Source organism: Cupriavidus pauculus, from assembly GCF_022179805.1.
In the GTDB taxonomy this organism is placed as follows: Bacteria; Pseudomonadota; Gammaproteobacteria; order Burkholderiales; family Burkholderiaceae; genus Cupriavidus; species Cupriavidus pauculus_E.
This window is the reverse complement of sequence record NZ_BPUO01000014.1, coordinates 25,785-38,436: the sequence shown is the minus strand read 5'-3', so window position 1 is coordinate 38,436 and position 12,652 is coordinate 25,785. Positions and strand designations below refer to the sequence as shown.

The 12,652-nt window shown below is 64.8% G+C and carries 15 protein-coding genes; 5 read left to right on the top strand and 10 right to left on the bottom strand.

The genetic code is table 11. The features are described from left to right. Nucleotides 1-12: 12 nt before the first annotated feature. From MFF62_RS23995 to MFF62_RS23980, 4 genes are read right to left on the bottom strand one after another with little or no spacing between them, the layout of a single operon-like run. Nucleotides 13-1,224: a CaiB/BaiF CoA transferase family protein gene (locus MFF62_RS23995; RefSeq protein ID WP_238265624.1), complete on the bottom strand. Its 1,212-nt coding sequence runs from the start codon at nt 1,222-1,224 to the stop codon at nt 13-15. 6 nt (nt 1,225-1,230) lie between these two features. Next, entirely contained in the window at nt 1,231-1,962 is a 732-nt protein-coding gene (locus tag MFF62_RS23990) for an enoyl-CoA hydratase/isomerase family protein (RefSeq protein WP_238265623.1), read from the bottom strand. A gap of 4 nt (nt 1,963-1,966) precedes the next feature. Then, nucleotides 1,967-2,923: an NAD(P)H-dependent flavin oxidoreductase gene (locus tag MFF62_RS23985; RefSeq protein ID WP_238265622.1), complete on the bottom strand. Its 957-nt coding sequence runs from the start codon at nt 2,921-2,923 to the stop codon at nt 1,967-1,969. Between the two features lie 53 nt (nt 2,924-2,976). Next, a complete protein-coding gene (locus MFF62_RS23980) occupies nt 2,977-3,942 on the bottom strand; it encodes a Bug family tripartite tricarboxylate transporter substrate binding protein (RefSeq protein WP_238265621.1) in 966 nt (321 codons plus the stop codon). Between the two features lie 315 nt (nt 3,943-4,257). Here MFF62_RS23980 and MFF62_RS30960 point away from each other — a divergent pair, with 315 nt between their 5' ends. The 3 genes from MFF62_RS30960 to MFF62_RS23970 all read left to right on the top strand — a co-directional run bounded on the left by MFF62_RS30960 (nt 4,258) and on the right by MFF62_RS23970 (nt 5,465). Beyond that, a complete protein-coding gene (locus tag MFF62_RS30960) occupies nt 4,258-4,497 on the top strand; it encodes an IclR family transcriptional regulator (RefSeq protein ID WP_404990829.1) in 240 nt (79 codons plus the stop codon). Then, nucleotides 4,434-4,751 (top strand): IclR family transcriptional regulator domain-containing protein, encoded by a 318-nt coding sequence (locus tag MFF62_RS30955; protein ID WP_404990827.1) that lies wholly within the window; start codon nt 4,434-4,436, stop codon nt 4,749-4,751. The genes MFF62_RS30960 and MFF62_RS30955 overlap by 64 nt, the downstream gene beginning before the upstream one ends. A gap of 246 nt (nt 4,752-4,997) precedes the next feature. After that, the gene (locus tag MFF62_RS23970; protein WP_238265620.1) at nt 4,998-5,465 is read left to right on the top strand and encodes a cupin domain-containing protein; all 468 of its coding nucleotides are present in this window, start codon (nt 4,998-5,000) and stop codon (nt 5,463-5,465) included. 245 nt (nt 5,466-5,710) lie between these two features. On the opposite strand, the gene gcvA is transcribed toward MFF62_RS23970, so the two are convergent. Then, the gene (gene gcvA / locus MFF62_RS23965; RefSeq protein WP_238265619.1) at nt 5,711-6,652 is read right to left on the bottom strand and encodes a transcriptional regulator GcvA; all 942 of its coding nucleotides are present in this window, start codon (nt 6,650-6,652) and stop codon (nt 5,711-5,713) included. A 179-nt stretch (nt 6,653-6,831) separates the two neighbouring features. Here gcvA and MFF62_RS23960 point away from each other — a divergent pair, with 179 nt between their 5' ends. Next, nucleotides 6,832-7,605, top strand: coding sequence for an SDR family NAD(P)-dependent oxidoreductase (locus tag MFF62_RS23960; protein ID WP_238265618.1), 774 nt, complete (start codon nt 6,832-6,834; stop codon nt 7,603-7,605). 85 nt (nt 7,606-7,690) lie between these two features. After that, the gene (locus MFF62_RS23955) at nt 7,691-8,665 is read left to right on the top strand and encodes a bifunctional helix-turn-helix transcriptional regulator/GNAT family N-acetyltransferase (protein ID WP_238265617.1); all 975 of its coding nucleotides are present in this window, start codon (nt 7,691-7,693) and stop codon (nt 8,663-8,665) included. Here the strand turns inward: MFF62_RS23955 and MFF62_RS23950 are convergent. From MFF62_RS23950 to MFF62_RS23930, 5 genes are all read right to left on the bottom strand, one after another. Beyond that, entirely contained in the window at nt 8,662-9,126 is a 465-nt protein-coding gene (locus MFF62_RS23950; protein ID WP_238265615.1) for a YaiI/YqxD family protein, read from the bottom strand. The two genes, MFF62_RS23955 and MFF62_RS23950, sit on opposite strands and share 4 nt — an antisense overlap. A 33-nt stretch (nt 9,127-9,159) precedes the next feature. Continuing rightward, complete coding sequence (locus MFF62_RS23945) at nt 9,160-9,630, bottom strand: RES family NAD+ phosphorylase (protein ID WP_238265719.1); 471 nt, start codon at nt 9,628-9,630, stop codon at nt 9,160-9,162. Beyond that, entirely contained in the window at nt 9,627-10,082 is a 456-nt protein-coding gene (parS, locus tag MFF62_RS23940) for a type II RES/Xre toxin-antitoxin system antitoxin (RefSeq protein ID WP_238265614.1), read from the bottom strand. Before parS ends, MFF62_RS23945 begins: the two co-directional genes overlap by 4 nt. A 79-nt stretch (nt 10,083-10,161) precedes the next feature. Then, complete coding sequence (locus MFF62_RS23935) at nt 10,162-10,929, bottom strand: bestrophin-like domain (protein ID WP_238265613.1); 768 nt, start codon at nt 10,927-10,929, stop codon at nt 10,162-10,164. Nucleotides 10,930-11,069: 140 nt separating this feature from the next. Beyond that, the gene (locus tag MFF62_RS23930; RefSeq protein WP_404990828.1) at nt 11,070-12,350 is read right to left on the bottom strand and encodes an epoxide hydrolase family protein; all 1,281 of its coding nucleotides are present in this window, start codon (nt 12,348-12,350) and stop codon (nt 11,070-11,072) included. Between the last annotated feature and the right edge of the window lie 302 nt (nt 12,351-12,652).

Genomic DNA, 12,652 nt, shown 5'->3' with positions numbered 1-12,652 from the left:
GTTGACTGCAATCTAGATGGCCTTGGCTTCGCGCAGCGCCTGCACGCGCGCGGCGTCCAGGCCCAGCCGGTCCTTGAGTACCTGGGCCGTATGCTCGCCCAGCAGCGGCGGCCGGCCGACGACGGGGTTGTCCCAACCGTCGAAGCGCAACGGCACGGGCAGCGCCGGAAAGGTGCCGATGACAGGATGGTCGAATTCGCCGACCATGCCGCGCGCCTTGACGTGCGGGTCTGACAGCACCTCGTCCACCGACTTGATCGGGCCGGCCGGCACGCTGGCAGCGTCCATGGCATCGCACAGCGCGTCGCGGTCTTGCGTTGCGATGGCCTCGGTCAGTCGCTGCATCACTTCATCGCGCCGGCGCACGCGGCCCATATTGGTCTGCAGTTCCGGATCGGCGCCCCACGCTTCGAGCTTCAGCACCCGGCACAGCGGCTCCCAGTGCTGGTCGCTGGCGGTGATATGCAGCCAGCGGCCGCAGGCGGCCTGGAAGCTGGCCGACGGCACGCGTCCCGGATGCTCGGTGCCCATGCGCGGCGGTACTTCTTCCAGTGCGAACCAGCGGGCGGCGGCCAGCGTCAGCAGGTTGACTTGCGCGTCGAACATCGACAGATCGATATGGCAGCCCTGCCCCGTCGCGCTGCGCCCCTGCAATGCCGACAGCACCGCAATCGCGGCCCACAGGCCGGAGGTTAGGTCCGCCACCGGCAGGCCGGGCTTGACCGGGCCGCCGTCGCGTTCGCCGGTCAGGCTCATGATGCCGCCCATGGCCTGGAACACGGTGTCATAGCCCTTGCGCGGCGCGTACGGGCCGGTCTGGCCGAAGCCGGTGCAGGACAGATAGACCAGTTTCGGATTGATCTCGCGCAGCGTGTCGGGACCCAGGCCGTAGCGCTTGAGCGTGCCCACCGGGAAGTTCTCGATCACCACGTCGACGCCGGCAGCCAGGTCGCGCACGATCTGCTGCCCCGCTTCGCTGCGCAGGTTCACGGTGATCGACTGCTTGCTGCGGTTGAACGCCATGTAGTAGGCGCTCTCGCTGCCGCCATCGCTGCCCGCCTTGGCCTCCACGCGCGGTTCGAAGCTGCGCGTCTCGTCGCCGGTGCCGGGCTGTTCCACCTTGATCACCGTGGCGCCCATTTCCGCCAGGATCATCGACGCGAACGGGCAGGCCAGCACGCGCGACAGATCCAGGATCGTGATGTGTTCGAGTGGCTTGGTCATGGCGCCCTACCGCTCGGTCCGCACAAAGCTGCGCATGCGCTTGTTGGCTTCGCGGCCGATTTCCAGCCCGCGCGCCAGCGGCAGGTCCACCACCTGGTGAAAGGTCTGCTTGGTCGTGGCCATGGCGGCGCGGCTCACACCTGCAAGATGGCTCGCCAGCTTCATGGTTTCGTCCATCAGCACGTCGTCGTCATGCACGGCGTTGGCCAGGCCCATTTCCACGGCGCGCTCGGCATCGACCGACTCGCCCGTGGCCACCATGTGGAATGCTGCCTTGCGGCCGATCTGGCGCGTCAGGTTTGGCAGCACGATGGCGGCGACGATGCCGTGCTTCACTTCCGGATAACCAAAGCGTGCGGAGCGCGCCGCCAGCGCCAGGTCGCAGGCGATGGCCAGGCCCGCGCCGCCACCCATCGCGAAGCCGTTGACGGCGGCAATCACGGGCTTGCTCATGCGCGACACGCTCAGGTGAAGCTGCATGGTCAGCTCGGCGCGTTCTTCCACGCGGCCCATCTGGTCCGGCGTCAGGTCCTTGAATTCGGTGATATCGGCACCGGCGCAGAAGGCCGAGCCGTTGCCGGTCAGCACCACCACGTGCACCGCGTCGTCCATTTCGGCGGCGGCCAGCGCGTCGACCAGCCCGCGCGTCAGGGCGTTGTTCAGGGCGTTGCGCTTTTCCGGGCGGTTCATGCGCAGCACGCGTACGTGGCCGACGTCTTCGATCAGCAGTTCGTTCATGTCTTTATCCGTTCAGTTGGGTCATGCGGGCCAGCGCTTCGCGCGTTTCCGCCGCAATCTGTTCCACCAGCGTGGCGGCCGGCACCAGTTCGTCGACCAGCGCGGCGCTCTGCCCCGCCTCGACCTTGCCCTGGTCCACGTCGCCGTCGAGCGCGGCCATCTTCAGCGAGCGGCTGCCGAACAGCGCTTCCAGCGCCTCGCGCGGCTGGCCGGCACGTTCGGCCGCTTCGTATTCGTCGGTGAACGCGTTACGCACCGCGCGAATCGGCAGGCCGCGCCAGCCAACCAGCGTGGTGTCGCCCACGCCGGCGGCCAGCACCTTGTACTTGTAGGCGTCGTGCAGTGACGCTTCAGGCGTCAGCAGGAATCGCGTGCCCATCTGGACGGCATCGGCGCCCAGGCACAGCATGGCTGCCACGCCCGCGCCATCGGCCACGCCGCCGCCGGCAATGATCGGCAGATCCACGGCGCGCGCAATCAGCCGGACCAGCACCAGCGTGCTGGTGCCGCTGGGCGGCGGATGTCCGCCAGCCTCGCCGCCGACCACAACCAGCCCATCCACGCCGGCCGCTGCCGCCTTGCGGGCATGCTCGGGATGCGCCACCACGTGGAGCCACTTGACCCCGGCCGCCTGGAAGCGGGCGATATGCTCGCGCGGACTGCCCTGCGATGCGATCAGGATCGGCACCCCTTCGTCCAGCACGATCTGCAGGTGTTCCGCTGCGCGCTTGTTATAGAGCGCCACGTTGACCGCGAACGGCGCGTCGGTCATCTCGCGCACCTCGCTGATCGCGCGGCGCAGGTCTTCGGGCCGCATCGGGCCGGCCGCGATCACGCCCAGGCCACCGGCCTTGGACACCGCCCCGGCCAGCAGCGAACTCGACGACGCCCAGCTCATGCCGGCCTGGACGATGGGATAGCGAATCCCAAGCAACTCGGTGATTCGCGTCTTGATACTCATGTTCTGATTCCTGTACGAGGCGCCTTGGCGCCAAAAAAACCGGCGATTGGCGATTATTCCGCCGTGATGCCTGCCGCCTTGATGATCGGGCCCCAGCGGCCCTGCTCGGACTTGATCAGCGCGCGATAGGCGTCGGGCGTGCTCGCTTGCGCCACGCCGCCCTGCTCGGCGAATTTCTCCACAACTTCATGGGTGCGCAAGGCGCCCGTGACGGCGTCGACGATCTTGCGCGCCACATCGTCGGGCAGCCCGCGCGGCGCCACGATGCCGTATGCGCCGGCAGCCAGCACCTTCGGCAAGCCGGCTTCGGCGGCGGTAGGCACGTCGGGCAGCGCAGCCAGGCGCTTGGAATCGGTCACCAGCAGCCCGCGCAGCTTGCCGGACTTGATCAGGTGCGCCACGGCCGGCACTTCGGCGATGAACATGTCCACCTGGCCGCCCATCAGGTCCTGCACGGCCGGGGCGCCGCCCTTGTACGGCACGTGGCGCAGACGGATGCCCGCCTCGCGCTGGAACAGCGCGCCCACCACGTGGGTGCTGCTGCCTACGCCGGCCGATGCCACCGTGAACTTGTCCGGCTCACGCTTGGCGGCGGCCTGCAGTTCAGCCACCGTCTTGAATGGCGAATTCGCGTTGACCACCAGCAGGTTGGGCGTGCTGACCATCGTGCTCAGATAGGTCACGTCCTTGATCGGATCGAACGGCATCTTCGGCGAGATGAACGGCGCGTAGACCATGGCGCCAGTGCCGGCCATGCCCAATGTGTAGCCGTCGGCCGTGGCACGCGTGACGGCGGAGATGCCGACCAGCCCGCCCGCGCCGGGGCGGTTTTCCACGACGATCGGCTGGCCCAGGCGGCCGCCCATCGACTTGGCCAGCGTGCGCGCCATGACGTCGGCCGGACCGCCGGCCGCGAACGGCACCACCAGCACGATCGGCTTGTCCGGAAAGGCGGCCTGCGCCGGGCTGACCGCCAGCAAGGCGGCCGTGCAGAGCGTGTACAGCAATGGGCGGAACATCGTGTCTCCTGTCTTGGAATTGTTCGATATGGTGGTGGACATAGTACTTTATATTGTTGATATTGTCCACTATATCGACGTAGCTCGTTGACTGCGGCACCAATCGCCAGGCAGAAACCTCCGACCCGCTTAGAGCGTCAGCTCTAATATGGAGTTAACCCTGATCGCAACGTGGGAAAGTCGGATTGTCGTCACGTCATCACAGCACCCCACAAGCATGTTTGTAACGCTTATTCACGGTCGGCACGCCCACCAAGCCAATTACGCTCGATACGGGCGGCTTTGTGTTGACCAAGGTCGGTGCAGAACAGAGGCTTGGTTCAGCAAAAGGCCGATGGGAGCCACAGCCTCGGCCCTGGCGTAGCAAGGCTGCATGCCATCCACTCGGCTTCGTTTTCACTTGAAGAGATCGTGATGCCCGCGTTGCGAGAACTCATGCGCGAGACGAAGGAAAGCGCCGCGTTTCACGTACGCCAAGGTGATTTCCGGCTATGCCTGTATCGCGTCGACTCGCCTCAACCCGTCCGCGACGCGGCGCAGGTGGTCGCGTCCTGATGGCTTACGGGGGTGCAGAAGGAGGAGTCTACGAACGGGTGCGCGAAGAAGGTATAGCGATGCTTGTAGGAGACCGGGTGCCAGAACTCGGGGGTGTCTCTGCCCCAGTATTCAACGCCGCTGGCGAACTCGCCGGTGCCGTTACGTTGACCATGCCGACCGCTCGGTATTCGGAATCCTTTGCGAATACCGTACGAGCGGCAGTATTCAAAATTTCCTCGGCGCTTGGGGGCGGCGTGCCACGCCGCCGCTAACGGGTGCCGCTACATCGGTCTCGCCGAGAAGCCGAATTCTCCGCGCGGCGCTGCGGATGGCAATGGCGGTTCGCCTGAGGATTGCCGACACTCGACAGGAATGCGTGTTGCGACCGCCCAACGATGGTGCAGAGCATTGCAATATTACTGAGACAGTCCTCCCTCGCCGCTTGATCGAAGCGTAACGGCGGTGTAATGATCGGGAGCCCCGCAAAGGGAATAAAAATCAAAAGGGAGATAACAACAATGCGTCGCCTTGCTGCTCTACTCGCCGTGCCTGCCGCGTTTGCCTGCGGCTACCTTGCTGCGCACCTGGAGCTGCCACTGGCTCACGCGCAGACCCCGCCCGCCGGGCTCGCGCCGCAAATCATCAATCTCGCGGCGATGAGCAACGAAGACATCGGGCCGCAAGTTCCCAACATGGGCACGCTCCGCACGAAAGGACTGGTCTCAACGCCGCACGGCACGGTAGCGGTGCAGGCCGGCAACGTGCCGAAGCACTACCACACCAGCGCCGACGAGATTCAGTACGTCATTGCCGGCAAGGGCACGTTCTGGCTCGGCAACGAGCAGCGCGAGGTTGGCCCAGGCGACCTGATCATCATTCCGAAGGGCGCGGCCCACGCGGGGTCGATGGCCACCAACGGCGAGTTCAAGGCGCTGGCCATCAAGCTGCCGCCGCAAGCCGCCGGCGATACCCATCTGCTGCCCTGAACTCCTGCAGGCTAAAAGCACAATGCAAAACGGCGACGCCACCAGGCGTCGCCGTTTCCGTGACGGCTGTGGCCGCGTTCTTCCACCAGAGTTGCGCGAGCTTCGGATAGTCGGGCAGCTTCGAGGAAGTGCCGCTGTCCCCTAAGGGTCGAATTGTGCCCGTCGAGCAACGCAGTCAAAGGTATCCAATTTCTGCGACGTGGCAAAATTCGGCGGCATCAACCGCGATATGCGGATCCCCTTTCCTATCCGTTATCTGCTGGACTGAACACTGCCTGCGCGCCAGCCGCTTCCTCCAGCAGCCAGTCGCGAAAGGCCACCAGCCTCGGCAGATTGGCGCACTCGGGCCGGTACACGATGAAGTAGGCCAGCGGCGACGCGAAGCCGATTTCCGGGAACAGGCGCACCAGGCGCCCGCTTGCAATGTCCTCACGGGCCATCACGCTACGTGCCAGCGCGATGCCCTGCCCTTCGGCGGCTGCCTGCAAGACCGCTGCCGAGTTGTTGATCTGCATGCCACGTGTGGTGGCGGCGTCGGTAATCTTCGCGCGGCGCAGCCAGGCGTCCCACACCGGAAAACCTGCGTGCCCCGCCATCGACAGGTCGTGGATCAGGATCTCTCGCGCCAGGTCGGCCGGCTGCTCGATAGCCCGCTGCCGTAGCAAGGCCGGCGAGCACACCGGATAGACCTCCTCGTCCATCAGCTTCTCGGCCGTCAATCCGGGCCACGTGCCGGTGCCGTAGCGCACGCCGATATCGATGCCCTGGGCGACAAAATCCACGGGCTTGAGACTGGTTTCCAGCCGCACGTCCGTATCGGGCCATGCCGCCTGAAACCGGTCCACGCGCGGCAACAGCCATTTGGCCGCGAAGGCCGGGCTGACGGTCACGGTCAGCACGCCGCTTGTCGCGCCTTCCTTCAGACGCTCCACGCCCAGTACCAACCTGTCGAAGCCCGCGCGGATGTCGGGCAGCGCCCGCTCGGCGGCTTCGGTGGGGATCAGGCGGACGCGACCACTAGACGTCCGGTGGAACAGCGGCGTACCCAGCCATTCCTCCAGGGTCCTGACGAGTTGCCCGACCGCCGCCGGTGTCACGTTGAGTTCGGCCGCCGCCATCGAAAAGCTCTGATGCCGGGCACTGGCTTCGAATGCACGTAGTGCATTGAGGTGGACTGGCGTCTTCATCACTAAATATTTTCTTTCAATGCGGCGGAGTTTATCTCGTTTGTGGATGGGGCGAGGATGTCAAAGAATGGCTAGGTCCAAGGCGCTCTACAGCCAGCCACATGCATTACGGGCGGCAGCGACCTCCAGATAGTTTAGCTATCGCATCTCAACAACCATCGACTTAGACGGAGTCATTCATGAACAACCAATTCCGGGGCCGCAAGCTGCTGGTCGTAGGCGGCACCAGCGGCATGGGCCTGCAGGTTGCCCGCGACGTGCTGACCCAGTGCGGCAGCGTGGTGGTGGTCGGCAATCGTGCCGACAAGGCCGAACAGGCCCGCCAGGATCTGGCGGCGCTGGGCGCGGTCACGGCGCTGGTGGCCAACCTGTCCAACGGCGAGGCGCTGGCCGGCTTGCTGCAGACCATTGACGACCAGCACCAGGACATCGATCTTCTCGTGAACGCGGCCGGTGTGTTCTTTCCGAAGCCCTTCCTCGATCACCAGGAAGCCGACTACGACCAGTACATGGCGCTGAACAAGGCGCAGTTTTTCATTACACAACGCGTGGCCGCCAATCTGGTCAAGGCGGGCCGGCCCGGTGCCATCGTCAATATCGGCTCGATGTGGGCCAGGCAGGCCATCGCGGCTACGCCATCGTCGGTCTATTCCATGGCCAAGGCCGGGCTGCATTCGCTAACCCAGCACCTGGCCATGGAACTGGCGCCGAATCACATCCGCGTCAACGCGGTGTCGCCGGCCGTGGTGCATACGCCGATCTACGAGGGTTTCATTCCGAAGGCCGAAGTCGCGGACGCGCTGCAGGGTTTCAACGGCTTCCACCCGATCGGCCGCGTCGGTACGCCCGAGGATGTGGCTGCGGCGGTCACCTTCCTGCTGTCGGAAAAGGCGGGCTGGGTGACGGGTGCCATCTGGGACGTCGACGGCGGCGTGATGGCTGGGCGCAACTGATCGGCTCGGCGGAACAGGCGGGCGTTGACTTGGTTGCGCTCCGCAACTAGTATTGGTTGCGACACGCAACCTTCTGGAGCCCACCATGGACCTCGTCGACCTGCCCGCCAAAAGCCGAGAGACCACCATCCTGGAACTACGGGATTTCTCGCGCCGGTTGGTGCGTGAACTCGGTTTTATGCGCGAGACGCTGGCGGACAGCGCGCTCGCGCCGTCCGCCGTGCATGCCGTGCTGGAAATCGGCATGAAGCCTGGCCTCAGTGCCAGGGATCTGGGCGACATCCTGCGGCTGGACAAATCGAATACCAGCCGGCAGGTGTCGCGCCTGGAAAGCGATGGCCTGGTCGAGCGCCGGCCTAGCGCCGATGACGGCCGCACGTCCGAGCTATATCTGACCGCCGAGGGCAAGACACTCAGGAACCGGATAGACCGGTTTGCGACGGATCAGGTGTCGAACGCCCTGCGCCGCCTGCTGCCATCAGACCAGCAGGCGCTGCTCCGCTCATTGGCGCTCTACTCGGACGCGCTGGCACAAGACAACGCCACCAAGGCAAGCGATACCGGGCAAACGGGCTCGCGAATTGTTGAAGGCTATCAGGCCGGCTGCATCGGCGATGTGGCGGGCATGCATGCGCGGTTTTATGCCGAGCACTGGGGCTTTGGATCGTTCTTCGAAAAGAAGGTGGCCACCGAACTGGCCGAGTTTGCCGGCGCGTTGCCGGCGCAAGGCAAGGCGCTATGGCTATACGTTGAGAACGGCCGCGCGCTGGCATCGCTGGCCATCGATGGCGATATGCAGACCGGCATCGCGCATCTGAGGTGGTTCATCGTGGATGACTCCCTGCGTGGCTCCGGCGTGGGCCGGCAGCTCATGCAACGGGCGATCCAGTTTGTCGATGACCTGCGGTTCCGGGAAACCTATTTGTGGACGTTCAAGGGACTCGACTCGGCGCGTCACCTGTACGAATCGTTCGGCTTCGCCCTGACGAGCGAGGCGGAAGGAACCCAGTGGGGTTCCGCGGTGACAGAACAGCGCTTCAGCCGTCCTGGCCGCCCCTAGCTACCTTTAGCCGCGCGTGCATGCTGGGCCAGGAACCGGTCAAGCTGGCCGGCGAACGCCTTGCTGTCCTGCGGGGAAAACGGTGGCGGCCCGCCGGTATCGATGCCCGCGCCGCGCAGCTGGTCCAGTACGTCGCGCATGGTCAGGCGCTCCTGGATATTCTCGCGGCTGAACCAGACGCCCCGGGGGTCCAGCACATGCGCGCCTTTGTCCAGCGCGGCGGCGGCCAGCGGGATATCGGCCGTGATCACCAGGTCGCCGGTTTCGGCCAGTTCTACGATGCGGTCATCGGCGGCATCGAAGCCTGCCGGTACCTGCACCGACTTGATAAAGCGCGATGGCGGCGTGCGCAGGAATTTGTTCGCCACCAGCGTGACATTTACCTCGACGCGCTGCGCGGCCCTGAACAGCATATCCTTGACGACGACCGGGCAGGCGTCTGCGTCTACCAGTACTTGCATGACGGTGTTTCCAGTTCTGTGTGGGTGTGGATCTCAACCGCGCGGCTCGGACAGCAGCGATAGAATCCGTGGATCGTGTTCGATGCGCTTGGCCTCGACGATCCGGGCCTTGCCGGCGTCCGGGTGAACCGGGTTGAAAAGATAGTTCGACGCATAGGGCACCAGCACGCTCGGCACCTTCAGCAGCAGGCTGGATCGTACGGTCAGCCACTCGGTGCCGGCACTCTTCGACCAGCCGGCGTCCTGCTTCCAGTCATCGGGCAGATCGGCGATGTTCGCCACGGCGATGGCATCGTCGACTTCCACGGTAAGCAGTTGATAGTGTTTGGGCAGGTCCTCGATTCTGGACACTTCGTGGTGTACCAGCACCTCCAGGAAAGCCAGCGCCGGATGTTCCGCCAGGTACACCACAGGCTGACCGGGAAAATGCCAGCGGCCCCCGGCGCGCAGGCCGCCGATGCCCTTCAGGTCGGCATAGTTGCTGATTCGCCAAAGGACCATCAGGCGAAATAACCTTCGTCGATCTGCACCAGTTGCTCTTCGACCAGATGGGCGCCCTGCTCCGTCCCGGCCAGCGACAGCGGCGCGGCGCCGCCAAGCCGTTGTTGCCGGGCGCGCAGCCAGTTCAGCGCACGCTCGCCGTCGCCAAACGTGCTGGCCGCCTGCGCGAGAATGCGGGCCAGGCGAATCGCCTTGTCCGATTCCTCGACGGTCAGCGGCTGCCCTTTCTCGCGACGATGGCTCAGGGTGCGGCGGGGGATGATGAACGCCACCTCGTCCCAGGTCAGGCCGGCTTCGAGCAGGCGCTCCAGGATATCGACCGGCAAACGGTCGTTGGCCAGCGTGGCCAGATCGGCCCCGGTGCGCACTTTCGTGCTCAGAAAATCACTTAGACGATCGAGATAGCGCTCGTAAGGCGCTTGCGCGCCAGTCGGGCGGAAAGCAATGGTTTGCATGGCGACTCCGGCAATATGCCTGAATATTAGCGGCATTTTGCCATGAAAGCAAACCAGGCGCTTCCGGCCTGTCTGGGCGCTACTTGGGCAGCGACGCCTGCAGGCTAAGCAGATTCTGAGGCGCCACGCGAATCAGGCCGCCACGCGGACTGTCGATGTCGGCGATCAACGCCATGGAGAGCGATACGGTCAGCGGCACCACCAGCAACAGGAACGACTTGCCGTTTTCCGTTCGTACGCCGTATCCCTGCATCAGGCTGCTGAAGAACGCGATGCCGAACATCAGACCCCAGGCGGCCACGGGAATGCGGTTGATCGACGCAGCTTCGGAATAGCCCTGCGAGTTGATGACGTCGTTCATGCCGGCCACCGCCAGCGCCGTGATCGGGTTTGGCGCCGTGCGGGCCGCGTCGCGGACGATCTTCCACATCTCGTCCTCGATCCTGGCCGTTCCGGCGGCGATTTCCGCCTGCTCGTCACGGTCGCGCGTCTGGTAGTAGCGGATGCGCTCGTCCAGGTACTGGCGGAGCAGCGCCCTTATCTTGTCCTGGTCCAGGGCCTTTTCCAGCAGGTCGGCGCGCAGGTATTCGGTGCCGATGGCGTTGGCCTCTTCTTCCTCGAGGTTCTTGCGCTGGTCGTATCGGCCGACCGCCATCGACAGCGTGAACCCGATCAGCAGAGCCAGCAGGGTCAGCGTGGCGCCCTGGACGATATTGAAATCGTCGCGGCTCTTGGGGTCGACTGGCCGCGCCCGGCGCAGCACCAGCGCACCAATCGCCGTGGCGCTGCCCATCAGCACCATCAACACAAGGAACAGGAAACCCGGGTGGCTGATCAGGTTGCGCATTTGTCTATCCAGAATCGGGGCGGTGGACTTCTTCTGATGATAGGCATCCCGCGCCACTTGTGGCCATACGGGATGCCTTTCATTTTTACGCCGCCGATCTGAATTTTTCTTTCAAGCCACCGGGATACCGGTGGCTGGTGCTAGCGCACCGACTTGAACGCAGCGCGCAATTCCTCGGCGAACAGTTGCGGCTGCTCCCAGGCCGCGAAGTGGCCGCCCTTGGACACCGTCTTGTAGTAGTACAGCGACGGGTACGCCTGCTTGCTCCAGCTTTCGGGCGCCTGATAGATCTCGTGCGGGAACACGCTGATCGCCACCGGCACCTTGATATCCCGGGTCTTCTGGGCATCGGCGCTGAAGTTGTTGTTGTTGTTCTCCCAGTAGTAGCGCGACGACGAGGCACCGGTGTTAGTCAGCCAGTACAGCGTGATGTCGTTCAGGATGGCGTCGCGCGTCAGCACGCGCTCGGGCACGCCGTTGCTGTCGCTCCATTCGGCGATCTTTTCGTACGTGAACGTGGCCAGGCCCGCCGGGGAATCGGCCAGCGAATAGCCGATGGTCTGCGGACGCGTGACCATCATGCCGCCGTACGCGGCGTTGCGTCCGAAGAACGTGCTCAGCGACTGGTAAGCCTTGCGTTCCGGATCGGTCAGTTCCTGGGGCACAGGGTCGCCGGCCAGGATCGACCGCATCACCGGTCCCGGCACGGTGGCGGGCATGTTCAGGTGGATGGCCTTGAGCCCGGCCGGCGCCTGACGTGCCAGCGCGTCGGAGACGACCGAGCCATGGTCGCCGCCCTGCGACACGTATTGCGTATAGCCAAGGCGCTTCATCAGCACGTCCCACGCACGCGCGGTGCGCTCGGGGTTCCAGCCCAGCTCCGTCGGCCGGCCCGAGAAGCCGTAACCCGGAATCGACGGGATCACCACGTCGAACGCGTCTTCCGCACGGCCACCGTAGGCGGTGGGGTCGGTCAGCGGACCGATGGTCTTGACGAATTCGAAGATCGAGCCGGGCCAGCCGTGGGTCAGGATCAGCGGCAGCGCATTGGGGTTCTTCGACTTGACGTGGATGAAGTGGATGTCAAGGCCATCGATCTTGGTCACGAACTGCGGCAGCGCGTTGAGCTGCGCCTCGGCCTTGCGCCAGTCGTACTTCGTGCCCCAGTACTTGACCAGCTCCTGCACCTGCGCAAGCTGGATGCCCTGGCTTTCGTCGGCCACAGGTTCCTTGTCCGGCCAGCGCGTGGCGGCGATGCGCTTGCGCAGGTCGTCCAGTTGAGATTGGGGTACGTGCACGTGGAACGGGCGGATGCTCTCGTCGGCATTGACGCGCGTCGCGGCCACGGCCTTCGGCGCGGCATCGGCCGCGGCGGCCGGCTGGATGTAGCCGGTCAGGGCCACGGTGGCCACGGCGGCCATGGCCGAAGCCAGCGCGATGGCGCGGCGGGTAGACGGACGACGCGAAGTGTTTCGAACGACTGCCTGGGACATCATGGATTTTTCTCCTGGTTGGCTCTACCCGGTGCGATGCACCGGTGCGTGAACGAATGGAAGGCATTCTGGAGAGCCAATGCAGGCGTCACATGTCGGCTGGCGGCGTTTTTGGATCGCCGTGTATCGCCATCGCGGACGGATACAACCCGATACAAGCGCGTCCGTAACACCTTGTACCAATAGGCGCCCCGGATACATTGCGATACATAACGCGATGGATTGCCGGC

Coding starts and splice junctions, on each gene's coding strand:
- MFF62_RS23995 (WP_238265624.1), bottom strand. CDS start 1,224: ATGACCAAGCCACTCGAACACATCACGATCCTGGATCTGTCGCGCGTG.
- MFF62_RS23990 (WP_238265623.1), bottom strand. CDS start 1,962: ATGAACGAACTGCTGATCGAAGACGTCGGCCACGTACGCGTGCTGCGC.
- MFF62_RS23985 (WP_238265622.1), bottom strand. CDS start 2,923: ATGAGTATCAAGACGCGAATCACCGAGTTGCTTGGGATTCGCTATCCC.
- MFF62_RS23980 (WP_238265621.1), bottom strand. CDS start 3,942: ATGTTCCGCCCATTGCTGTACACGCTCTGCACGGCCGCCTTGCTGGCG.
- MFF62_RS30955 (WP_404990827.1), top strand. CDS start 4,434: ATGCCTGTATCGCGTCGACTCGCCTCAACCCGTCCGCGACGCGGCGCA.
- MFF62_RS23970 (WP_238265620.1), top strand. CDS start 4,998: ATGCGTCGCCTTGCTGCTCTACTCGCCGTGCCTGCCGCGTTTGCCTGC.
- gcvA (WP_238265619.1), bottom strand. CDS start 6,652: ATGAAGACGCCAGTCCACCTCAATGCACTACGTGCATTCGAAGCCAGT.
- MFF62_RS23960 (WP_238265618.1), top strand. CDS start 6,832: ATGAACAACCAATTCCGGGGCCGCAAGCTGCTGGTCGTAGGCGGCACC.
- MFF62_RS23955 (WP_238265617.1), top strand. CDS start 7,691: ATGGACCTCGTCGACCTGCCCGCCAAAAGCCGAGAGACCACCATCCTG.
- MFF62_RS23950 (WP_238265615.1), bottom strand. CDS start 9,126: ATGCAAGTACTGGTAGACGCAGACGCCTGCCCGGTCGTCGTCAAGGAT.
- parS (WP_238265614.1), bottom strand. CDS start 10,082: ATGCAAACCATTGCTTTCCGCCCGACTGGCGCGCAAGCGCCTTACGAG.
- MFF62_RS23935 (WP_238265613.1), bottom strand. CDS start 10,929: ATGCGCAACCTGATCAGCCACCCGGGTTTCCTGTTCCTTGTGTTGATG.
- MFF62_RS23930 (WP_404990828.1), bottom strand. CDS start 12,350: ATGGCCGCCGTGGCCACCGTGGCCCTGACCGGCTACATCCAGCCGGCC.